At 59.8% G+C, this 22,484-nt stretch carries 21 protein-coding genes; 15 read left to right on the top strand and 6 right to left on the bottom strand.

The window, feature by feature from the left end:
* Nucleotides 1–160 precede the first annotated feature (160 nt).
* Nucleotides 161–292 (bottom strand): hypothetical protein, encoded by a 132-nt coding sequence (locus ACUTQY_RS17160; RefSeq protein WP_046686953.1) that lies wholly within the window; start codon nt 290–292, stop codon nt 161–163.
* 232 nt (nt 293–524) lie between these two features.
* Here ACUTQY_RS17160 and ACUTQY_RS17155 point away from each other — a divergent pair, with 232 nt between their 5' ends.
* The 15 genes from ACUTQY_RS17155 to ACUTQY_RS17085 all read left to right on the top strand — a co-directional run bounded on the left by ACUTQY_RS17155 (nt 525) and on the right by ACUTQY_RS17085 (nt 15,928).
* Nucleotides 525–941 (top strand): DUF2502 domain-containing protein, encoded by a 417-nt coding sequence (locus ACUTQY_RS17155; RefSeq protein WP_046686954.1) that lies wholly within the window; start codon nt 525–527, stop codon nt 939–941.
* Nucleotides 942–1,120: 179 nt separating this feature from the next.
* On the top strand, nt 1,121–2,128 hold the full coding sequence (gene btuC / locus ACUTQY_RS17150; RefSeq protein ID WP_033652456.1) for a vitamin B12 ABC transporter permease BtuC: 1,008 nt from the start codon (nt 1,121–1,123) through the stop codon (nt 2,126–2,128).
* A 45-nt stretch (nt 2,129–2,173) separates the two neighbouring features.
* A complete protein-coding gene (locus ACUTQY_RS17145) occupies nt 2,174–2,725 on the top strand; it encodes a glutathione peroxidase (protein WP_033642881.1) in 552 nt (183 codons plus the stop codon).
* Between the two features lie 5 nt (nt 2,726–2,730).
* Nucleotides 2,731–3,486, top strand: a complete 756-nt coding sequence (gene btuD, locus ACUTQY_RS17140; RefSeq protein ID WP_033642882.1) for a vitamin B12 ABC transporter ATP-binding protein BtuD — start codon at nt 2,731–2,733, stop codon at nt 3,484–3,486.
* A 401-nt stretch (nt 3,487–3,887) separates the two neighbouring features.
* Nucleotides 3,888–5,042, top strand: a complete 1,155-nt coding sequence (gene arnB, locus ACUTQY_RS17135; protein ID WP_169539551.1) for a UDP-4-amino-4-deoxy-L-arabinose aminotransferase — start codon at nt 3,888–3,890, stop codon at nt 5,040–5,042.
* Nucleotides 5,029–6,009: an undecaprenyl-phosphate 4-deoxy-4-formamido-L-arabinose transferase gene (arnC, locus tag ACUTQY_RS17130; protein ID WP_033642884.1), complete on the top strand. Its 981-nt coding sequence runs from the start codon at nt 5,029–5,031 to the stop codon at nt 6,007–6,009. The genes arnB and arnC overlap by 14 nt, the downstream gene beginning before the upstream one ends.
* Nucleotides 6,009–7,991 carry a bifunctional UDP-4-amino-4-deoxy-L-arabinose formyltransferase/UDP-glucuronic acid oxidase ArnA gene (arnA, locus tag ACUTQY_RS17125; RefSeq protein WP_033644264.1) on the top strand — a complete coding sequence of 661 codons (1,983 nt, stop codon included), beginning with the start codon at nt 6,009–6,011 and terminating at the stop codon, nt 7,989–7,991. Before arnC ends, arnA begins: the two co-directional genes overlap by 1 nt.
* Complete coding sequence (gene arnD, locus ACUTQY_RS17120; RefSeq protein ID WP_033652453.1) at nt 7,988–8,893, top strand: 4-deoxy-4-formamido-L-arabinose-phosphoundecaprenol deformylase; 906 nt, start codon at nt 7,988–7,990, stop codon at nt 8,891–8,893. Before arnA ends, arnD begins: the two co-directional genes overlap by 4 nt.
* Nucleotides 8,890–10,554 (top strand): lipid IV(A) 4-amino-4-deoxy-L-arabinosyltransferase, encoded by a 1,665-nt coding sequence (arnT, locus tag ACUTQY_RS17115; protein WP_033642886.1) that lies wholly within the window; start codon nt 8,890–8,892, stop codon nt 10,552–10,554. The genes arnD and arnT overlap by 4 nt, the downstream gene beginning before the upstream one ends.
* Nucleotides 10,551–10,895 (top strand): 4-amino-4-deoxy-L-arabinose-phosphoundecaprenol flippase subunit ArnE, encoded by a 345-nt coding sequence (gene arnE, locus ACUTQY_RS17110; protein WP_033642887.1) that lies wholly within the window; start codon nt 10,551–10,553, stop codon nt 10,893–10,895. Before arnT ends, arnE begins: the two co-directional genes overlap by 4 nt.
* Nucleotides 10,892–11,284: a 4-amino-4-deoxy-L-arabinose-phosphoundecaprenol flippase subunit ArnF gene (gene arnF / locus ACUTQY_RS17105; RefSeq protein WP_033642888.1), complete on the top strand. Its 393-nt coding sequence runs from the start codon at nt 10,892–10,894 to the stop codon at nt 11,282–11,284. The genes arnE and arnF overlap by 4 nt, the downstream gene beginning before the upstream one ends.
* Nucleotides 11,285–11,460: 176 nt before the next feature.
* Nucleotides 11,461–11,925, top strand: a complete 465-nt coding sequence (locus ACUTQY_RS17100; protein WP_016927954.1) for an NlpC/P60 family protein — start codon at nt 11,461–11,463, stop codon at nt 11,923–11,925.
* A gap of 59 nt (nt 11,926–11,984) precedes the next feature.
* Complete coding sequence (locus tag ACUTQY_RS17095) at nt 11,985–12,998, top strand: lipoate--protein ligase A (protein WP_033642890.1); 1,014 nt, start codon at nt 11,985–11,987, stop codon at nt 12,996–12,998.
* Nucleotides 12,999–13,509: 511 nt separating this feature from the next.
* On the top strand, nt 13,510–14,241 hold the full coding sequence (locus ACUTQY_RS17090) for an EAL domain-containing protein (protein WP_033642891.1): 732 nt from the start codon (nt 13,510–13,512) through the stop codon (nt 14,239–14,241).
* A gap of 244 nt (nt 14,242–14,485) precedes the next feature.
* The gene (locus tag ACUTQY_RS17085; RefSeq protein ID WP_033642892.1) at nt 14,486–15,928 is read left to right on the top strand and encodes a protein adenylyltransferase SelO; all 1,443 of its coding nucleotides are present in this window, start codon (nt 14,486–14,488) and stop codon (nt 15,926–15,928) included.
* 740 nt (nt 15,929–16,668) lie between these two features.
* Here ACUTQY_RS17085 and ACUTQY_RS17080 read toward each other — a convergent pair.
* The 5 genes from ACUTQY_RS17080 to ACUTQY_RS17060 all read right to left on the bottom strand — a co-directional run bounded on the left by ACUTQY_RS17080 (nt 16,669) and on the right by ACUTQY_RS17060 (nt 22,466).
* Entirely contained in the window at nt 16,669–17,454 is a 786-nt protein-coding gene (locus tag ACUTQY_RS17080; protein ID WP_033642893.1) for a heme ABC transporter ATP-binding protein, read from the bottom strand.
* Nucleotides 17,447–18,451, bottom strand: a complete 1,005-nt coding sequence (locus ACUTQY_RS17075; RefSeq protein WP_033642894.1) for a FecCD family ABC transporter permease — start codon at nt 18,449–18,451, stop codon at nt 17,447–17,449. The genes ACUTQY_RS17080 and ACUTQY_RS17075 overlap by 8 nt, the downstream gene beginning before the upstream one ends.
* Nucleotides 18,451–19,281, bottom strand: coding sequence for a heme/hemin ABC transporter substrate-binding protein (locus tag ACUTQY_RS17070; RefSeq protein ID WP_033642895.1), 831 nt, complete (start codon nt 19,279–19,281; stop codon nt 18,451–18,453). Before ACUTQY_RS17070 ends, ACUTQY_RS17075 begins: the two co-directional genes overlap by 1 nt.
* Nucleotides 19,278–20,315, bottom strand: coding sequence for a hemin-degrading factor (locus tag ACUTQY_RS17065; protein WP_033642896.1), 1,038 nt, complete (start codon nt 20,313–20,315; stop codon nt 19,278–19,280). Before ACUTQY_RS17065 ends, ACUTQY_RS17070 begins: the two co-directional genes overlap by 4 nt.
* A 66-nt stretch (nt 20,316–20,381) precedes the next feature.
* Nucleotides 20,382–22,466, bottom strand: coding sequence for a TonB-dependent hemoglobin/transferrin/lactoferrin family receptor (locus tag ACUTQY_RS17060; protein WP_033642897.1), 2,085 nt, complete (start codon nt 22,464–22,466; stop codon nt 20,382–20,384).
* Nucleotides 22,467–22,484: the final 18 nt, after the last annotated feature.

Below are 22,484 nucleotides of genomic sequence, written 5' to 3'. Positions count from 1 at the left end.
CGCGGCCTTTTTCTTTTTTTGGAAAAATTCAGTTTATTCCTAATGGGCTAAGTAAGAATTAACATTATTCATTAAAACGCCACGGCGAAAATTTATTTTATGTTAATTGCGGAATATTCTTATATCTTATTTTATTTAGTTGATGACCTTATTTATCAAATCAATAACGGCCGTAATAATGGCCTGGGCCGTCGCCGCGGTGGCCGCCGCCCCAGTGCGGCCCCCAGCAGCAGGCGCTGAGGCTTGAGGCCAGGGCCACAAAGGCCAGCAACATACCTATACGTTTAATCATCTTATTATCCTCCGGTGGGAATCCATTTAATTATAATTGTCTTGCGGCTTGAGAGACGTCAGTTATTCGTTAAACCTTGTCAGTGGTTATGATAATTAAAGGCGGCGGCAAACAGTGTAGGGATTGTGTAAGGCCGTCGAAAACGATCTGAAAATAGGCATCGATGAGATAGTCGTTAAATAAGCACGCTGATATAACCACTGCAGCAAGAAAAATAGAGTGAGAAGGTAAAATGAAAAAGATCCTGTTGCTGGTGTGTTTCCCGCTGTTGCTGCCGCTGGCGGCGCAGGCCGATGTGTCCGTCGATATCAACGTGCCGGGTGTTTCCCTGCATCTGGGGGATCAGGACCGTCGCGGCTACTACTGGGACGGCTACGACTGGCGTCCACCGCAGTGGTGGCATGCGCACCAGGGCCGCGGTCTGGGTGAGCGCAATGCGCGCGGTTTGTACTGGGACGGCGGACGCTGGCAACCTTCGCCGCCGCGTGGCTATGAGCATCGCGAGCCGGAACGCAGCGGCAATCCGTTCCACGGCGATCGCGATAATCGCGACCGCGACCGCCGTCATGACGATCGGGGTGACCATGACTGGCGCGATGACGGCCGTGGTCAGCCTTATCCACCGGGCAACGCCGGCCCGCATCGTTAACCCCTGAGTTTATCGGCGGCTGGTTTTGCCATCATCCTGGCGATGACGGGCAGAGCCAGCCGCTGCTTTCCTGCGCCATCGCTTACGCAAGGCTTCCCCTTGCGGCGTTAACCCCCTAATATTTGACTCAGACGTCAATTATCCGGCCACGACAGCGGCCGGCAGGGAATCGCCGCGCCATGCCAACCAGCCGTACCTTCACCTTACTGTTGCAACATCAACGTTACCGCGATAAACGCCAGGTCATTCTGTTGGCGCTGGGTGTGGTGCTGGCATTGCTGTTTAGCCTTTGCGCCGGCGATCGATGGATATGGCCGTCAGAATGGTTCAGCGATCGGGCGCAGCTGTTCGTCTGGCAACTGCGATTGCCGCGTGCGCTGGCGGTGATGTTGGTCGGCGCCGCCCTGGCGGTAGCCGGGGCGGTGATGCAGGCGCTGTTTGAAAACCCGTTGGCGGAACCTGGCCTGCTGGGGGTGGCGAACGGCGCCGGCGTCGCGCTGGTGCTGACGGTGCTGCTGGGCCACGGTCTGCTGCCGGTAGCGCTGATGAGCGCCGCCGCGATAGCAGGCGCGCTGGCGATGACGTTCTTGCTGCTGGGCTTCGCTCGCCGGCGTCGCCTGACCAATGCGCGGCTGTTGCTGGTGGGAGTGGCGCTGGGCATCGTGTGCAGCGCGCTGATGACCTGGGCGGTCTATTTCAGCACCAGTCTCGATCTGCGGCAGTTGATGTACTGGATGATGGGGGGCTTCGGCGGCGTCGACTGGCGCCAAAAGTGGCTGGTGTTGGCGCTGCTGCCGGTGCTGCTGTGGCTGTGCGGCCAGGGGCGAGCGCTTAACCTGATGGCGCTGGGCGAGGTGCAGGCGCGGCAGCTCGGGCTGTCGCTGCATCTGTGGCGCAACCTGCTGGTGCTGGCGATCGGCTGGCTGGTGGGCGTCAGCGTGGCGCTCGCCGGGGTGATCGGCTTCGTCGGGCTGGTGATCCCGCATATTTTGCGGCTCACCGGCCTGACCGACCAACGTTATCTGTTGCCGGCCTGCGCGCTGGCGGGGGCCGGCGTGTTGCTGGTGGCCGATGTGATCGCCCGCGTTGCGCTGCTGGCGGCCGAACTGCCGATCGGCGTGGTGACCGCTACGCTGGGAGCGCCGCTATTTATCTGGTTACTGACCCGGGCAAAAGGCGTAAGGTAGTTTTCTTCATTCACCTGCCATTAAAAAACTACAGGATGACAACCGATGAGCAATCCAATTTATAACCTGCCGTTACAGACCATCGAAAATCAGGCTACCACGCTGGGAGCCTATCAGGGCAAGGTGCTGCTGGTGGTCAACGTGGCCTCGGAGTGCGGCCTGACAAAGCAATATGAAGGGCTGGAAGCGCTGTACGAAACCTATCGCGATCGGGGGCTGGAAGTGCTGGGGTTCCCGTCCAATGAATTCCTGGGGCAGGAGCCGGGCAGCAACGAAGAGATCCTGGCGTTTTGCCGCGGCACTTTCGGCGTGCAATTCCCGATGTTCGCCAAGATTGAGGTGAACGGCGAACACCGTCATCCGCTGTATCAGGCGCTGATTGCCGCGCAGCCGGCTGCTGTCGCGCCGCAGGGCAGCGAATTCCTGGCGCGGATGACCAGCAAAGGGCGTGCGCCGAAGCACGCCGGCGATATTTTGTGGAACTTCGAGAAATTCCTCATCGCGCGCGACGGCACGGTGATCCAGCGCTTCTCGCCTGACACCACGCCGGAAGATCCGGCGCTGGTGGCGGCGGTGAAACAAGCGCTGGCAGGGTAAGGCGAATGCTGCAACTCGTTGAGGTTGGGGTGGCGGGGCGCCTGGCGCCTTTTTCGGCACAGATTGACGGCGGGTTGCAGGTTCACCTGATCGGCCCAAACGGCGCCGGGAAGAGCACTCTGCTGGCGCGGGTGGCGGGCATGCTGCCGGGGCTGGGCGAGGTTCGTCTGGACGGACGCGCGCTCTCCGATTATCCGGGGAGCGAACTGGCATCCCGGCGCGGTTACCTCAGCCAGCAACAGCCGCCGGTGTCGCTGATGCCGGTGTTTCAGTATTTGGCGCTGCACCGGCCTGCGGCGGCAACGCAAACCGATGTGGAGCACGCCATCCTCTATCTGTGCCGGCGGTTGAAGCTGGTGGATAAGCTGTCACGCATGCTGACGCAGCTTTCTGGAGGCGAATGGCAACGGGTGCGGCTGGCGGCGGTCTTGCTGCAGGTGTGGCCCAGCGTCAATCCGCACAGCCGCCTGTTGTTGCTGGATGAGCCGACCAACAGCCTGGATGTGGCGCAGAAAGTCGCGCTGGATCGCCTGCTGCGCGAATTCTGCCAGAGCGGGCGCAGCGCGCTGGTATGCGCGCACGATCTGAATCACACCCTACAGCAGGCCGATCGGGTTTGGTTGCTGCATGCCGGCCGGCTTGTGGCGCAGGGCGTCACGCGTGAAGTGATGGCGCCCGCGCTGCTGTCGCAGATTTATGAAGTGGATTTCCAGCTGCAATGGGTAGGGGACCAGCGTTGGATCATGACCCGCACGGCTTAATTAACCCAGTCGGCGGGGCGCAACGTAAACGGAAACTAAACATAGTGAATATAAATAGTCAGATAAGCATCGGCGAATATTGTGCGGTCTCTCATTTTCATACCGATTTTCTTGAAAAACGTCGATGACGTGCTACGCTTGATTCGGCAAAAATAAAATACGTAAGTAATTATTAAAAAATATAAGAAATTGATTTACATAATAAAATTATATTAATGATGACGGCACCTTCCTATCAGTTCTCCCACTGATGACAAGTCTCGTCTTAAGGTTTAGTTAAGCTTGCGGCCTTACATTGGCAGTTAATCCACGGAAACGATTCTTCTCTGGCGTTTAATATTCGTTAAACGAAAGGGATTTACAGTGTCATCAAAAGCAGTCCGATACGTTTGGGGTTAACTATGGATCAATTTTTACCTTTCTCTCGTCCAGCCATCGGCGACGAAGAAATCGCCGCGGTAGAGAAAGTGTTGCGTTCCGGTTGGATCACCACCGGCCCGCAAAATCAGCAACTGGAAAGCGACTTCTGTTCCACCTTCGGCTGTAAACACGCCATCGCCGTCAGTTCCGCCACAGCGGGCATGCACATCACTTTGATGGCGCTGGGCGTGGGGCCCGGCGATGAAGTCATCACCCCTTCCCAAACCTGGGTTTCCTCCCTCAACATGATCGAACTGCTGGGCGCTACGCCAGTGATGATCGACGTTGACCGTGAGACCTTGATGGTCAGCGCCGCCGACGTCGAGGCTGCCATCACCCCGAAAACCAGAGCGATTGTTCCGGTGCATTATGCCGGCGCCCCCCTGCAGATGGACGCTTTGCGCGCCGTGGCCGAACGCCATCGTCTGCCGCTGATCGAAGACGCCGCCCATGCGGTCGGCACGCGTTACAACGGCGAATGGGTCGGCGCGCGCGGCACGGCGATTTTCTCGTTCCACGCGATTAAGAACGTGACCTGCGCCGAAGGCGGCCTGATCGCCACCGACGACGATGCGCTGGCGGATCGCCTGCGTTGCCTGAAGTTCCACGGCCTGGCCGTCGATGCCTTCGATCGCCAGCAGCTGGGCCGCAAACCGCAGGCCGAAGTGGTGGAGCCGGGGTACAAATACAACCTGTCCGACATTCACGCGGCGATCGCCGTGGTGCAACTTTCGCGCTTCGCCGAGCTGAACGCGCGCCGTAAGGCGCTGGCGCAGCGCTACCTGAGCGCGCTGGAAGGCTCGCCGTTCCAGCCGTTGGGCGTGCCGGATTATCCGCATGACCACGCCTGGCACCTGTTTATGGTGCGCGTCGATCCCGAGCGCTGCGGCCTCGATCGCGACCAGCTGATGGAGCGCCTGAAAGAGGTTGGCATCGGCACCGGGCTGCATTTCCGTGCGGCGCACACCCAGAAATTCTACCGTGAGCGCTATCCGCAGCTGTCGTTGCCGAATACCGAATGGAACTCGGCGCGGCTGTGCACCTTACCGCTATTCCCTGATATGACCGACGCCGATGTGGATCGCGTGGTCAATGCCTTGTCTTCTGTTGTGGAGTCTTTACGTGTCTCGCGTTGAACCGATCAAAAAAGTGTCGATAGTCATCCCGGTATACAACGAGCAGGAAAGCCTGCCTGCGTTGCTGGAGCGCACTACCGCCGCCTGTAAGCAGTTATCCCAACCTTATGAAATCATTCTCGTCGACGATGGCAGCAGCGACAACTCCGCTGACATGCTGACCGCGGCGGCCGAAAAGCCGGACAGTCACGTGATTGCCGTCCTGCTTAACCGCAACTATGGCCAACACTCAGCGATCATGGCCGGTTTCAATCAGGTGACCGGCGATCTGGTGATTACCCTTGACGCCGATCTGCAGAACCCGCCGGAGGAAATCCCTCGGCTGGTCAGCGTGGCGGAAGAGGGCTATGACGTGGTGGGCACCGTGCGCGCCAACCGTCAGGACTCCTGGTTCCGCAAAAGCGCTTCGCGCGTAATCAACATGATGATTCAACGCGCCACCGGCAAATCGATGGGGGACTACGGCTGCATGCTGCGCGCCTACCGTCGTCATATCGTTGAGGCGATGCTGCACTGTCATGAGCGCAGCACCTTCATCCCGATCCTGGCGAATACCTTCGCCCGTCGCACGACCGAGATCGACGTGCGTCACGCCGAGCGCGAGTTCGGCGACTCCAAATACAGCCTGATGAAGCTGATCAACCTGATGTATGACCTGATCACCTGTCTGACCACTACGCCGCTGCGTTTGCTCAGCGTGGTCGGCAGCATCGTGGCGCTGTCCGGGTTCGTGTTGGCGCTGGTGCTGATCGCGCTGCGTCTGCTGCTCGGTCCTGAATGGGCCGCCGGCGGCGTGTTCACGCTTTTCGCCGTCCTGTTCACCTTTATCGGCGCCCAGTTTGTCGGCATGGGGCTACTGGGTGAATACATCGGCCGCATCTATACCGACGTGCGCGCACGTCCTCGCTATTTTGTTCAGAAAGTGGTCGGCGTACAGCAAGACCACAATACTCAGGAAGAAGAATGATGAAAGCTATTGTATTTGCTTACCATGATATTGGCTGCGCAGGTCTAAAAGCGCTGACTGAGGCGGGTTATGACGTGCAGGCTGTGTTCACGCACACCGACGACCCAGGTGAGAACAACTTCTTCTCCTCCGTGGCCCGTTTGGGCGCCGAATTGGATCTGCCGGTCTATGCGCCGGAAGACGTGAACCACCCGCTGTGGGTTGATCGCATTCGCGAACTGCAGCCGGACGTGATCTTCTCGTTCTACTACCGTCACATGCTGAGCGACGAGATCTTGTCGCTGGCCCCGTTGGGCGGTTTCAACCTGCATGGTTCGCTGCTGCCGCGCTACCGTGGCCGCGCGCCGGTGAACTGGGCGTTGGTGAATGGCGAAACCGAAACCGGCGCCACCCTGCACAAAATGGTGAAACGCCCTGACGCCGGCGACATTGTGGGCCAGCAGAAAGTGGCTATCGCCGACAACGACACCGCGCTGACGCTGCACAAAAAAGTGCTGGAAGCCGCACAGGCCGTGTTGAAAGAGCAGCTGCCGAAGCTGAAGAACGGCACCGCCACTTTTACCAAGCAGGATGAGTCTCAGGCCAGCTACTTCGGGCGCCGCACCGCGGCGGACGGCGAGATCTTGTGGCACAAATCCGCCAAAGAGATCAACAACCTGGTCCGCGCCGTCACTGAACCGTACCCGGGGGCATTCAGCTACCTCGGCCAGCGCAAGCTGATCGTCTGGCGTTCCCGCGTGCTGGATACCCAACACGATAAACAACCGGGCACCGTGCTGAGCACCGCCCCGCTGGTCATCGCCTGTGGCGAAGGCGCGCTGGAAATCGTCGCCGGGCAGAACGAAAGTGGCCTGTACGTGCAGGGCAGCCGCCTGGCGCAGGAAATGGGCATCGTCACCGACGTGCGTCTGGCCGCCAAGCCCAACGCCGTGATGAAACGCCGCACCCGCGTGCTGATCCTCGGGGTCAACGGTTTCATCGGCAACCACCTGACCGAGCGTCTGCTGCGCGACGATCGTTACGACATCTACGGTCTGGATATCGGCTCTGACGCCATCAGCCGCTTCCTCGACAACCCGCGCTTCCACTTCGTGGAAGGCGACATCAGCATCCACTCCGAGTGGATCGAGTATCACATCAAGAAATGCGACGTGGTGCTGCCGCTGGTGGCGATCGCGACGCCGATCGAATACACCCGTAACCCGCTGCGCGTGTTCGAGCTGGACTTCGAAGAGAACCTGAAGATCGTTCGCGACTGCGTGAAATACAACAAGCGCATCATCTTCCCGTCCACCTCCGAAGTGTACGGCATGTGCGACGACAAAGAGTTCGATGAAGACCATTCTCGTCTGATCGTCGGGCCAATCAACAAACAACGCTGGATCTACTCGGTCTCCAAACAGCTGCTGGATCGGGTGATCTGGGCTTACGGCGCCAAAGAAGGCCTGAAGTTCACGCTGTTCCGTCCGTTCAACTGGATGGGGCCGCGTCTGGATAACCTGGACGCCGCGCGCATCGGTTCTTCCCGCGCCATCACCCAGCTGATCCTCAACCTGGTAGAAGGTTCGCCGATCAAACTGATGGACGGCGGCGCACAGAAGCGTTGCTTCACCGACATCAACGACGGCATCGAAGCGCTGTTCCGCATCATTGAGAACCGCGACGGCCTGTGCGACGGTCAGATCGTCAACATCGGCAACCCGACCAACGAAGCGAGCATTCGCGAGCTGGCGGAAATGCTGCTGGAAAGCTTCAACAACCACCCGCTGCGCGACCGCTTCCCGCCGTTTGCCGGCTTCAAGGACGTGGAGAGCAGCAGCTACTACGGTAAAGGTTACCAGGACGTCGAGCACCGCACGCCGAGCATCAAAAACGCGCGCCGCCTGCTGGGCTGGCAGCCGACCATCGAGATGAAGCAAACCGTCGCCGATACGCTGGACTACTTCCTGCGCACTACCGTTCAGGAAGGGAACGATGCATGAAGAAAGTCGGTCTGCGGGTTGATGTAGATACCTTCAGCGGCACCCGTGAAGGGGTGCCGCAATTGCTGGACCTGTTCGAAAAGTACGACATTCAGGCCAGCTTCTTCTTCAGCGTGGGACCGGACAACATGGGGCGCCATCTTTGGCGCCTTTTGCGTCCGAAATTTCTGTGGAAAATGCTGCGCTCGAACGCCGCTTCGCTGTACGGTCTGGATATTCTGCTGGCCGGCACCGCGTGGCCGGGGCGCAACATTTCACGCGCGCTGGGGCCGCTGATGAAGCGCACCGCCGAAGCCGGCCATGAAGTCGGGCTGCATGCCTGGGATCACCAGGGATGGCAGGCCAACGTCGGCAAGTGGAGCGAGGCGCAGCTGACCGAACAGGTGCAGCGGGGCGTCGATGCCCTGAGCGCCAGCACCGGCCAGCCGGTGAAATGCTCCGCCGTAGCAGGGTGGCGTGCCGACACGCGCGTGCTGGAGGTCAAGCAGCGCTTCGGCTTCCATTACAACAGCGATTGCCGCGGCACCCATCCATTCCGTCCGGTGCTGAGCGACGGGCGTCACGGTACGGTGCAGATCCCGGTGACGTTGCCGACTTTCGACGAAGTGATCGGCAGCGAAGTCAGCATGGCCGACTTCAACGACTACATTCTGCGCGCCATCGAGAACGATCGCGGCGTACCGGTGTACACCATTCACACCGAAGTGGAAGGCATGTCGCAAGCGGCGATGTTCGAACAGTTATTGCAACGCGCACGGCAGCAGGGCATCGAATTCTGCCCGCTGAGCGCGCTGTTACCGCAAGATTTGGCGTCACTGCCGTTGGGCCGCATCAAGCGCGCTCCTTTCCCCGGCCGCGAAGGTTGGCTGGGCTGTCAAACCGATGTGAAGGACGTTACATGAAGGCGCTAAAAGGATCCTGGGCCATTCTGCTGGCCGTTTTTTTTGCTCTGGTCTATCTGATCCCGCTTAACGGTCGCCTGCTGTGGCAGCCGGATGAAACGCGTTATGCCGAGATCAGTCGTGAAATGCTGCAACGCGGCGATTGGGTGGTGCCGCACCTGCTGGGGCTGCGCTATTTCGAGAAGCCGGTTGCGGGATACTGGTTCAATAACATCAGCCAGTGGCTGTTCGGGGAAAACAACTTTGCGGTGCGGTTCGGCTCGGTGTTCAGCACCGGCATGACCGCGCTGCTGGTGTTCGCGCTGGCGATGCTGATGTGGCGCAATGCGCGCCGCGCCAGCCTGGCGATGCTGATGTTCCTGTCGATGGTGCTGGTGTTCAGCATCGGTACCTACAGTGTGCTGGATCCGATGATTTCGTTGTGGCTGGCGGCGGCGATGGTCAGCTATTACCTGACGCTGAAAGCCACCTCGGTCAAAGGCAAGCTGGGCGCCTACGCCTTGCTGGGCTTGGCCTGCGGCATGGGCTTTATGACCAAGGGCTTCCTGGCGCTGGCGGTGCCGGTGATCGCGGTGATCCCGATTGTCATTCAGCAACGTCGCATCAAGGATCTGCTGTGCTACGGCCCGGTGGCGATCGTGACCGCCACATTGCTCAGCCTGCCGTGGGCGCTGGCGATCGCGCAACGTGAGCCCGATTTCTGGAATTACTTCTTCTGGGTCGAACACATTCAGCGCTTCGCCGAAGATAACGCCCAGCACAAGGCGCCATTCTGGTATTACCTGCCGATCCTGCTGGCGGCGGTGTTGCCGTGGCTGGCGCTGCTGCCCGGCGCGCTGCTCAAAGGTTGGCGCGAACGCGTGCAGCGCCCGGAGCTGTTCTTCCTGCTGAGCTGGGCGATGATGCCGCTGATCTTCTTCAGCATCGCCAAAGGCAAGCTGCCGACCTATATTCTGCCGTGCATGGCGCCGCTGGCGCTGCTGATGACCGCCTATGCGGAAGACTATGCCGCCACGCTGCGCGCCAGGCTGTTTAAGGCCAACGCCTGGCTGAACGGCTTGTTCGGGCTGATTGGCATCGTGGCGCTGGTGGTGTTGAGCGCCGGTTTGCTGCCGAAAGCGCATCTGTTTACTCCGCAGGAGTGGCCGAAAGTGGTTCTCGGCCTGATCGCGTTCGGCGGTTGGCTGCTGTTCGCGCTGGTCTCCGCGCGCGATAACGGCCGCCAATGGCGCTGGGCGGCGGCTTGCCCGGTGTTGCTGTGCCTGGTGATTGGTTACGCCATCCCGCAACAGGTGACCGATTCCAAACTGCCGCAAAACTTCGCCCGCGCAACCATGGCCGAACTGAGCGACAGCCGCTTTGTGTTGAGCGACAGCGTCGGGCTGGCGGCCGGCCTGGCCTGGGAACTCAAGCGCAGCGACGTGTTGATGTACAGCCAGAAAGGCGAGGTGGCCTATGGTCTGGAGTATCCGGACGCCAAAGGGCACCTGATCAGCGACGCCGACTTCCCGCAGTGGCTGGCGCAGGCGCGCAAGCAGGGGAATGTGTCGCTGGTGTTGCAGCTCTCCCGCGGCGAAGCGCTGCCGCAGGAACTGCCTGCCGCAGACAAGGTGGATCGCATGAACCGTCTGGTGCTGATGTGGTATAAACAGCAACCATGATCGGTTTTCTGTTGGTGATAGTGGTCAGTCTGCTCACCTGTGGTGGGCAGCTGTGCCAGAAGCAGGCGGCGCACTGCTGGGAACGGGCGGACGAGGCGCGGCTCAAGCAGACGCTGCGTTGGCTGGCGCTGGCGGTGCTGTTGCTGGGGCTGGGCATGGCGGTGTGGCTCAATGTGCTGCAACGCCTGCCGCTCAGCCTGGCTTACCCGATGCTCAGCCTTAACTTCGTGATGGTGACGCTGGCCGCGCGCTGGCTGTTTCATGAGCCGACGACCGCGCGCCATTGGTGTGGCGTGGCGTCGATTATGCTGGGGATCCTGCTGATGAGCGTGCATTCATGAAGGGCTATGCCTGGGGCGCCGCCAGCGTACTGCTGGTGACGCTGGCGCAGTTGCTGATGAAGTGGGGCATGGTTCAGATCCCGCTGATGTCGTTCGCCGATGTCTCGCTGACGCTGATCGGCGACTACTGGCTGCCGCTGCTGGCGGTGGGCGGCGGCATCTTTGGCTATGCGCTGTCGATGCTGTGTTGGTTCTTTGCGCTGCGCCATCTGCCGTTAAACCGCGCTTATCCTCTGCTGAGCGTCAGCTATGCGCTGGTTTACCTGGCGGCGGTGATCCTGCCGTGGTTTAACGAATCCGCTACGCTGCTGAAAACGTTGGGCACGCTGTTTATTCTGTTCGGCGTCTGGCTGATTAACAGCAAATCCGAGACCAAATCGCCGCAATAGGGCCAAAACCGGCGATCCTGCTATTATCTCCCTCATGGCGCTTGCCTTTTTCCCCGTGCGGGAGATAAATTAACGCGAAATAGCGCTTTCCTTACGTGGTGCCGGCTTTGCCTCGCAGGCAGTGTAGTGGTGTACCGAATGGCATAATGCGGCAACGTGTTCAATGAAGGGATATTATGCGGATGCGTGTGTGGTTTTTATTAGCCAGTTTAATCCTCGCCGGTTGCAGCAGCCATGCGCCGCCACCCAGCGGCCGCCTGGCGGATTCTATCGTGGTGGTGGCTCAGCTCAATGAACAACTGCGCCAGTGGTACGGCACGCCATACCGTTACGGCGGCCTGGATCGCGGCGGCGTGGATTGCTCCGGCTTTGTTTACCGCACGTTCCGCGATCGCTTCGATATGCAGCTGCCCCGTTCGACCGAAGAGCAAACCTCGCTGGGCACCAAGGTCTCGCGCGACGAACTGATGCCGGGCGATCTGGTGTTTTTCAAAACCGGCGGCGGTGAGAACGGTTTGCACGTCGGCATTTACGATACCAACGACCAATTTATCCACGCTTCGACCAGCCGCGGGGTGATCCGCTCCTCGCTCGATAACGTTTACTGGAAACGGGTGTACTGGCAGGCGCGGCGCATTTAGCCTTAACCCGTTGATTTGGTGTATCATGGCGGCATCACGTGTTTTGAACGGTGCCTGCCATGAACAGTTTGCGTTTACTGATCTCCGACTCCTACGATCCCTGGTTCAACCTGGCGGTGGAAGAGTGCATCTTCCGCGAAATGACCACGCAAAAAATCCTCTTCCTGTGGCGCAATGCCGAAACGGTGGTGATCGGCCAGTCGCAGAACCCCTGGAAAGAGTGCAACACCCGGCGTATGGAACAGGATGGCATTCGGCTGGCGCGGCGCAGCAGCGGCGGCGGGGCGGTATTCCACGATTTGGGCAACACCTGTTTCACCTTTATGGCCGGCAAGCCGGGGTACGATAAAAGCGTCTCTACGAACATCATTCTGCAAGCGCTGCGGCAGTTGGGCGTAACGGCCGACGCATCGGGGCGCAATGACCTGGTGATGGAAACTGCCGATGGGCCGCGCAAAATATCCGGCTCCGCCTATCGCGAAACGCAGGATCGCGGTTTCCACCACGGCACGCTGTTGCTGAATGCCGATCTGGAGCGGCTGGCGGACTACCTCAATCCGGATCCCAAAAAACTGCAGGCCAAGGGCATCACCTCGGTGCGTTCACGCGTCGCCAACCTGGCGGAGTTTTTGCCGGGCATCAGCCATGAGCAGGTGTGTGAGGCGATCGTGCAGGCCTTCTTCGCCCACTATGGCGAGACGGCCGAGCCGGAGATCATTTCGCCGGATGTATTCCCCGATCTGCCCGATTTTGCCGCGCAGTTCGCCAAACAGAGCAGTTGGGAATGGAATTTCGGCAAGGCGCCGGCGTTCAGCCATCTGCTAAATGAACGCTTCGTCTGGGGCGGCGTGGACCTGTTCTTCGATGTCGAGAAGGGGACAATTGTTCGTGCGCAGGTATTCACCGACAGCCTGAATCCGGCGCCGCTACAGCGGTTGGCGGACATGCTGGTGGGCTGCGCGTACCGCAGTGAGCCCGTCGCCGCCTGCTGCGACCGCCTGGTGGCGGCCTATCCGCAACAGGCGGCTGAATTGACCGAGCTGCGGCAATGGCTGAGCGATACCATCCGCTAGCCGGGCGGTCTGGCTGCGAGGGGATGAGCGTGCTCATCCCTTTTTTTATCGCTGAAAGCGACGTTTCGCTGGGCGTAGCGCAGATTTTCTGAAAATCAAGGTGGGCATTTTTTCAGGTTTTCAATGCGGCGAATAACGGGCGGAATTGATGCGTTATTAAATTTAATCAGTCATCGTTAACGGCTGGAAAAATTGGCGTTAAGTCAGAAAGATTATTTTACTTTATTTAGGATTTTTCTTAATTAAAACAAAGGAGATAAGTCAAATTTGGCCTCAAATCCATTCCACTTAAGCCAAATATCTTTTCGCATCACGCGCCGAACGAGAAAAATGGCATAAGTGCGGCTGCTTTTCTTTGCGCCGTTCGCGATTGTCGTATAGCTTTAATCTATCAATTAAATGATATTTTACGAACATTTGCATTGATATTTCCGATTAATCCCAGAAGGATTGATCGATAAAATATATTGATATACGATGATACGCTAGCCATTCATCCTGTGGCATTAAAATGAACATCCAACTCGAAGCTGACTTTATTAGTAGCTATGTTTTTCAACCTGTTTACTCAATGGAGGGTGGGCTGTTGGCGGTGGAAATGTTGAGCCGTTTCAACAGTCTCGACGGTGATTTAGCCATGCCGGCCGAAATTGGGATTAATTTATTGGCGCCTGAACAAAGGATTGAGTTATTTAATGAGCAATTGAGACTGGCGGAGCAGCATGCTGCCTGGTTTACCGGTAACAGCGTGCAGTTGACCATCAATATCGAAGAAACCATCGTCGAGCTTATTCTTTCCGATCCGGCCTTGTGCCAGAGGATCCGGCAATATCCTTTTATTGCATTTGAAATGAGTGAGAGTTTTCCGAATCTTTCTGCCGGAAAGAACAATACAAGCGTGCGGCGATTAAGCGAATTGTTTACGCTATGGCTTGATGATTTCGGTTCCGGTAAAGCCACGCTGACCGCGTTGTACGATGGTTTGTTTGACTACGTAAAGATAGACAAGCGTTTTTACTGGCAGCTGTTTACCCATCAGGGGTATGACGTGGTCATCGACTCGTTGTTAAAGAATATCAACCTGTTGTGTAAAGGCGTGATCGTCGGAGGAATAGAGAAAAAAGAGTACTTTAATAAACTCAGATACGCCGGTGTTTTAGGCCTGCAAGGTTTTTTATGGCCCAGCGTTGGTGTGGATAATCTGCAAGCTTTGCTGGCGATGCCCAGCGAGTTCAATAATTAAGAAGTGATACAAAAAAACTACACACAATGAGGTAAATAAGCGACGGGGTGATGTTTAGCGTGATTCAGTCGCCGTTATTCCCCCACGTTTTGCTGATAACCGCGTTTGTCAGCCGACGTTCAGCGCGTTTCCTCACGCGAAACCTCCCGCATCCGTTCTGGCGACAGGCGGATGCGTTCTCCCTGCATTCCTTCGGTGTTAATCCTCCCGTTCAGGCTCTACACTACGCTGAAACGGAGGGCCTATGCCGCAATTCGATAACGCTTACTATCAACAATTACCCGGTTTTTACACCGCCCTGAACCCGACGCCGCTCAAGGATGCGCGCCTGCTGTACCACAGTGAGCCGCTGGCGCGCGAGCTGGGGCTGGATGACAGTTGGTTTACTCAGGATAAAACCCCGATTTGGGCGGGGGAAACGCTGCTGCCGGGCATGCAGCCGTTGGCACAGGTGTACAGTGGCCACCAGTTCGGCGTCTGGGCTGGGCAACTGGGCGATGGGCGCGGCATTTTGCTGGGCGAACAAGTCCTGGCGGACGGCAGTCACCGTGACTGGCACCTGAAGGGCGCCGGGCTGACGCCGTATTCACGCATGGGGGATGGCCGCGCGGTGCTGCGTTCGGTTGTCCGCGAGTTTCTGGCCTCTGAGGCGTTGCACCATCTGGGGATCCCCACCACGCGTGCGTTAACTATTGTCACCAGTCAACAACCGGTATACCGCGAGCAGCCGGAACGCGGCGCGATGCTGCTGCGGGTGGCGGAAAGCCATGTGCGCTTCGGTCACTTCGAACACTTTTATTACCGCAAACAGCCGGAGCAGGTGCGGCAGCTGGCGGATTTCGTCATCGCCCGTCACTGGCCGCAGTTGCAGGATCAGGCCGATCGTTACCTGTTGTGGTTTACCGACGTGGTCGAACGCACGGCGCGCCTGATCGCCCATTGGCAAACCGTCGGATTCGCCCACGGCGTGATGAACACCGACAACATGTCGATTCTCGGCATCACCATCGATTACGGCCCTTACGGCTTCCTCGATGACTATCAGCCCGGCTATATCTGTAACCATTCCGACCATCAAGGGCGTTACGCCTTTGATAATCAGCCGGCGGTGGCGTTATGGAACCTGCATCGCCTGGCGCAAACCTTGTCGGGGCTGATGACTGCCGAACAGCTGCAGCAGGCGTTGGCGGCGTATGAACCGGCGTTGATGCGCGCCTATGGCGAACAGATGCGCGCCAAACTGGGCTTCTTCACGCCGACGGCGCAGGATAACGACGTGCTGACCGGCCTGTTGAGCCTGATGGCCCAGGAAGGGCGGGACTATACCCGCACGTTCCGCCTGTTGAGCGAAACCGAACAGCAACAGGCGCAGTCGCCGCTGCGCGATGAGTTTATCGACCGCGCGGCCTTCGACGCCTGGTATCAGCAATATCGTCAGCGTTTGCAGCAGGAGCAGGTCAGCGACGCGGAGCGGCAACGGGCGATGAAGGCGGTGAACCCACGACTGATCCTGCGCAACTACCTGGCCCAGCAAGCGATTGAGGATGCGGAGAAAGACGACGTCGGCCGTTTGCAGCGGTTGCATCAGGCCTTGCTGCGGCCGTTCGACGATGCGCCGGAGTATGACGATCTCGCCGCGCTGCCGCCGGACTGGGGCAAACATCTGGAGATTTCCTGCTCCAGCTGAGATGAAAAAAGGGCGCCTCATGGCGTAATGCTGGTCAGTTAGCGTTTTTATGCAGGCGTTCGTGAAATTTTCGGTCGATAAAAGTGAGATGCCTCATGTGGCTCACGCACCTCGACCGAGCCAGGGGCCGAAGGCGCGGCCCCTGGCAACCCGCGCCTTTGCCCTGTCAGACGGTTGGCTTTGCCAACTGCCCTCTCTCCGCCATAGCGCATTGAGGCCGGTTGCGACAGGCGTCCCTGCCTGTCTCACCTGAAACCGCCGTCCATGGCGGTTTCTCCTAATGCGCTATGCCTGCGTTCGGCGTCTTCAAGGGCGCCCAACACCGCGCTCATCTCCAACTTCTCTACCACAACCTCATAAGCGACAGATTTCCCGATAGCAGCCAGCTCAGGTGTTGACCTTGGGCGCGCATCACCGGCTGCCGAGCAAGACGGCGTTGTCAGGGGCAACCGGCCAGGGAAGGCCGGTTGAGGCGAGACTAACAGGGACGTTTGTCGCAGCCGACCCGCCCGACAACGCAGACGCGGCGAGGGTATCCGCATAGCGGACAGACGGTGTTAAGCAAAGGCGCGGGTGGAGGGGCCGCGCCATCGGCCCCTCCAATTGCCGTTCATGTTGGCCACAGAGAAATGCGGGACATTTACGGCAATTCCCCTGCACAGAACGCCCAGAGGCTGGATAAAAAAATGCCACTCAGGATTAACTGAGCGGCATTACGCCTCATGGCGCCCTTGAACGTTTCATTGGCGCAGATAGACCTGCGGCAACGACACTTCGGGATGATGAATCACGCCGAGATCGGCCTGGTACCAGCGGGTGAGGATTTCCGTCTGCAACACTTCCTGCGGTGTGCCGCTCGCCACCAGGCGCCCCTGATGCAACAGCAGGATGCGGTCGGCGTACAGCGCCGCCAGATTGAGATCGTGCAGCACACAGCAGACGCCCAGCGGCTGTTGGCGCGTCAACGAGCGCAGCAGGCGCAGGGTATGCTGCTGGTGGTAAAGATCCAACGCCGAAGTCGGCTCGTCGAGGAACAGCCAGGCGGGGGACGGCTGCGGCTGCCACAGCTGTGCCAATACCCGCGCCAGTTGCACCCGCTGCTGTTCGCCGCCGGACAGCTGACGATAGTCGCGCTGCGCCAGCGCCAGGCAATCGGTCTGCGCCATAACCTGTTGGATCGCCTGGTGCTCGTCGCGTTTGCCGTGCGGCGCGCGTCCCATGCTGACCACTTCTTCCACGCTGAAGGGGAACGCCAGATCGCTGTATTGACGCATCACGGCTCGGACTTTGGCCAACTGCTGCGGCGCCCAGTGTTCCAGCGGGCGGCCAAGCAGCCGGCATTCGCCACAGTCCGGCGTCAAATAGCCGGTCAGCAAACGCAGCAGCGTCGATTTGCCGGCGCCGTTAGGGCCGATAATCGCCACCATTTCACCGCCGGCGAGGCTGAGCGAAACATCGTTGATCAAGCGGCGCGTACCGAGGCTGTAGCGCAACTCCCGGGCCGTGAGGTTGGCGGCGTTATCCACTGGTTCGCTCCCGCTGGCGCATCACCAGCCACAAGAAGTAAGGGCCGCCGATCAGGCTGGTCATCAATCCCACCGGCATTTCGGCCGGCGCCACCAGCGTGCGCGCCAGCGTGTCGCTGACCAGTAGCAGGCAGGCGCCGCCCAGAGCAGAGCAGGGCAGCAGCCAGCGGTGATCCCCGCCGAGGCGCATGCGCACCAGATGCGGCACCACCAGACCGACGAAGCCGATCACGCCGCTCATCGCCACCGCCGCGCCGATCAACAGGGCGCTCAACAGCAGCAGCTGCAGCTTGGCGCGCTGAACGTTCACCCCGAGGTAGTGTGCCTCTTCGTCCCCCAGCTGTAACAGGTTCAGACGACGCGCCTGCAGCAGCGTCAGCAGTGCCGTGGGCAGGATCAGCGAGGCGGAAACGGCCAGCGTCGGCCATTGCGACTGGCTGAGGCTGCCCATCATCCACAGCGAGAATTGGCGCAGCTGTTGATCGCTGCTGATGTAGGAGAGCACGCCGATGGCAGCCATACACAGGGCGTTGATCGCGATGCCCGCCAGCAGCAGCCGCGACAGATTGCCGTGCCCGCTGCGGCTGATGCCGTAGATCAACAGCGATACCAGCAGGCTGCCGAGGAACGCCGCCAGCATGTGGCCATACAACGCGATCGTCACCGGCAACGCCAGCGGCATCACGATGAACAGCGCGACAAACAGCGCGCCGCCGCTGCTGATGCCCAGCAGGCTCGGATCCGCCAGCGGATTGCGGAACAGCCCCTGCATTACCGCGCCGGATACCGCCAGCGCACAGCCGATCACCACCGCCAACAGCACGCGCGGCAGACGAATGTTCAGCCAGATGTGCCAGGCGGCGTCGCTGAAGGGTTCGCGCCACAGGGTGCCAAACGACAGCGTCAGCGCGCCCAGGTTAGCGGCGACCAGCGCCAGCAGCGTCAGCAGCACCAGCAGGCCGATGATGGCTAACTGAGGCGAGGTGCGACAGCGCATTACTTTTGCTCCGCCGCGTGGCGCAGTTTGGCCAGCGCCGCCGGCGTTTCCAGACCGAAGCCCAGCAGCGCCATGTCATCGACGATCAGCACGCGACGCTGCTTACCTGCCGGCGTCAACGCCAGACCCGGCAACGTCCACAGTTGCTGTTCGCCGCCGAGGGTGCGCACGCCGTCGGTGGTGACCAGCAACAGGTCCGGCGCGCTGGCGATGACGCCTTCCTGCGACAGCGGACGGTAGCGGTCAAAACCCTGCATGGCGTTTTTCAGTCCGGCGGCGGCGATCACCGCGTCGGCGGCGGTGTGTTGCCCGGCCGCCATCGGCGTAATGCCGCCGTGGCTCATCACAAACAGCACCTTGACCGGCAGCGGAGTGGTATCGACCGCCGCCAGCTGCTGTTGATAGCGCTCGCTCAACTGCTTGCCTTGCTCATCACGCTGCAGCGCGGCGGCGATCGCGGCGATTTTTTGCGGCACCGCTTGCAGGGTGGTGTCACCCGGCACGCTGACGACCTTGACGCCGCTGTCCGCCAGTTGTTTGAGCACCAGCGCCGGCTGCGCCAGCTCGGTCGTCAGCACCAGCGTCGGTTTCAGCGCCAGAATGCCTTCGGCGTTCAGCTGGCGCATGTAGCCGACGTCCGGCAGCTTTTTCACCGCTTCCGGATGCAGGCTGGTGCTGTCGCGGGCGATCACGTCGTCGCCGGCGCCGAGCGCAAAGGCGATTTCCGTCACGTCGCCGCCGATCGAGACGATGCGCTGCGCGGCGGCGGCGGTGAGCGGCAGCGTCAGCGTCACCATCAACGCCAGGCGGCGGATCAAGGAGGATTTCATGCGGCGATGTCCTTGGCGGCGAGCGCGGCGACCTGCTCGCGCCACTGGGTTTGTTCCGGTTGGCCTTCGGTGCGCTGGCCATACAGCTGCGCGATCTGCGTGCCATCTGCGGCGAACAGCTCCAGGCTGGTGACGATGCCGTCTTTGGTCGGTTTGCGGGTGATCCAGCTTTCGGCGATGGCGTTTTCAATCAGGTGCAGCGTGAAGCGGCGGTTGAACACGTTGATCCAGCCTTCCTGCGGCATCAACCGTTCGATCTGGCCGGTGAAAATCTGCACGCAGCCACGGTTGCCGACGAAGATCATGATCTCATTTTGCTGTTGCTGCGCCGCCTCCAGCAGTTGCGACAGCGCGCTGTTGTCCACCTGATAGGCCAGATCGTCGCCGACAGCGCGGAAGGCCTGCTGACGCGTCAGCTTATTGCGGCTCAGCAGCTGGAAGAACTGGTGCACGTCGGTCATCGCGCGCCATTCAGCGTCGATTTTGGCCTGATCCTGCGTGGCTTCATCGGAGGTGGCCGCCTCGGCGGGCTGCAGCGCCAGCGCCGGGTTTTCTTCGCTCAGGTGGCGTTCCACCAGCGCCATCCAGGCCGGCAGATCGGTTTCCTCGGTGGTGTAGACCTTGTGCAGTGCATCGCCCTGCGGGTCAAAGAACTGAATGCTGTGGCGCACGCCGCGCTTGTTGGTTTCGCTCATGGCGAAGACGCTGGTCCAGTGGTTGAGGAACAGGCGCAGATCCAGCTCGCGCGGGTTGAGGATCAGCCCGGCGTGGCCGTTGAGGTGCTGGTTGCGGTAGCGGCCCATCTGCTCATGCACCGCATAGCTGTTGCGGGTGATGGACTTGGTGACGCCCACTTGCTCGAGTTCGGTCAGCAACGTGCGTGCGTCGGCCTGCAGGCGGCGGGCGTCGTGGCCAACGCGGGCGTGCGTCAGCTCTGCTTCGCTGACGCCAAGGATCGCCGCCAGATCGCGGGCGTATTTACCGGGATGGTCGATTTTAGCCTGTTGGTAACGTTCGTACAGGGTGTTGCTCATGCGGGATTCTCCTGCGCTGTGATGCGAATGGCGGACACACCGGATGTCCGCCAGATAGTCAAATGATCACCACTGGTAGCTGACCAGCAGTTTGGCGTTGCGGCCATCCTGCGGGACGCCCTGCGGCGAGTAGTACTCTTTGTCGAAGGCGTTGCCCAGCACCACGGTGGTGGTGACGCCCTGCAGACGGTCGCGGCCTTTGTAGCTCAGATAGAAGTCGTTAACCCCGTAGCCGCCTTGCTCCGGCGTCCCCGTCTGCACGCGGGTGGCGCGTTCGGCGAAGGTGGCGACCCAACCGGCGGACAGACCGGTTTCGCCCAGCGGCACATCCAGCGAGCTGGTGACGGTGTCCGGATTGATGCTGCTCAACCAGTCACCGGTCGCTTCATTTTTGCCGCGGGTGCGGTTATAAGCCAAATCCCAGCCGAACCAAGAGGTTTTATAGCTGAGCGTAGCGTCCCATCCCCAGATTTTTGCGCGATCGATATTGGTCGAGAAGGTGGTGCAACTGATGCAGTAAGGGCCGCGCGGGCCGCGTCCCAGCTCCATGGTGACGTCGGTTGTGATGTAATCCTTGGCTTTGGTATCGAAATAGCTCGCTTTGAACTGCAAGCTATCATCGGCGAGCAGCAGATCGTCGAAACGCAGGCCAAATCCGTACTCTTGAGTTTCATTGGTTTCCGGTTTCAAATTAGGGTTCGGCACCCAATAGTTGGTGATGGTGGTAGGCCCCATTGGGATGGAGAAGTGTTTGGAGTCGTTGTACATCTCACCCATCGTCGGTGCGCGGAACGCCTGAGAATAGGAGCCGAACAGCATCAGCCAGTCGGTGGGGGTAATGCTGACTGCGCCGCGTGAGGACCATTTGTTCGCATCCACATCGGCATAGCCGTCACTTGAGCCCTTGTAATTGTCATAGCGGGTGCCGGCGAGCAGGGTGACGGGCAGATCGCGCAGCGTGATTTCGTCCTGCAGCCAGCCTGAAGCGAAGTTGATTTTTGCGTGCGGGAAACTTTCGGTCGCTCCGCCCGGCGTTTGCTCCTGTTTGTAAGCCTCGGTGCCGTAGGTCAACAGGTGCGAAGCGAAAGTATCTGCAAACAGGCGTGTGCGGTTTTCGAGTTTGGCGCCTTTAGTGGTTTGTTTGCGCGCTTCATCTTCGCTGCCGCTGGCGTGCGCGTTAATTTTCACGTCCGAGTAATACACTTTCGCTTCAGCATCCAGCCAATCCTGGCCGACCGGCTTCAGTTTGTAACTCAGAGCCGCGTCGCGTTGGATCGTCGAACGATCGGTCATTAAGTTTCCAGCGGAGCTGGCTGGCGTTTGTGGGTTTTTCGGCTCTTGGGCGCTGTTGTTGTAGTAACGAAGGTTGCCGCCCAGCGACTGGTTGTCGTCGATCTTCCAGGTGCCTTTGGCCAGCACGTTGTTGATGGTTTCGTCGTTGGGGGCATCGAAGCCATTGCCCTGGCGCAGATTGCCGACGTCGCGGGTGCCGAACGACAGCAGGCCGTCGAGGTTATCGGTCTTGCCGTAGGCGCTGGCGCCCATGCCCAAGCTGTGATCGCCGCTGCCGGCGGTGCCGTAGACGCGGAACCCGCTGTCGTGGCCTGGCAACAGCAGGTCGGCGGCGTCGACAGTTTCATAAGACACTACGCCACCCAACGCGCCGCTGCCGTACAGCAGGGCAGAAGGGCCGCGCACGATTTCGATGCGCTTCACCAACGCAGGATCTAAAAATGTGCCGTTAATATGGCCGGTATCGGTGCCCTGGCGGATGCCGTCGACCAGCGTCAGCACGCCGCGTCGGTCGTAACCGCGCATCATGAGATCCTGCCCATTGCTGCGGCCGGAGCCCGTGACGGTGATGCCCGGCACGCGGCGCAGCATATCGGCAGCGGTCCCCGCAGTTTGGCTTTCCGGCGAACTGCCTTCGATGACCGTCACCATCATCGGCGCTTCAAAGCTGCTGCGCTGATTGCCGGTGGCGACCACGGTCATGGTTTCGTCAGCGGCTTTGGCTTTTTTGGCCGGCGTCGCGGGGGAAGAAGAGGGTGTCGTGCTGGTGTTTTGTGCCAAGGCCACCGTAGGCAGAGCGCAGGCAATCGCCAGACTCAACGCGGAAAAACGCAGCCGGGTGGAAAATGTCAGAGGCATGGTGCAACTCTCCGTATG

It is taken from the genome of Serratia sp. TSA_130.1 (assembly GCF_052691795.1).
The sequence above is the reverse complement of the archived record's forward strand: the minus strand, read 5'-3'. Positions and strand labels throughout refer to the sequence as shown.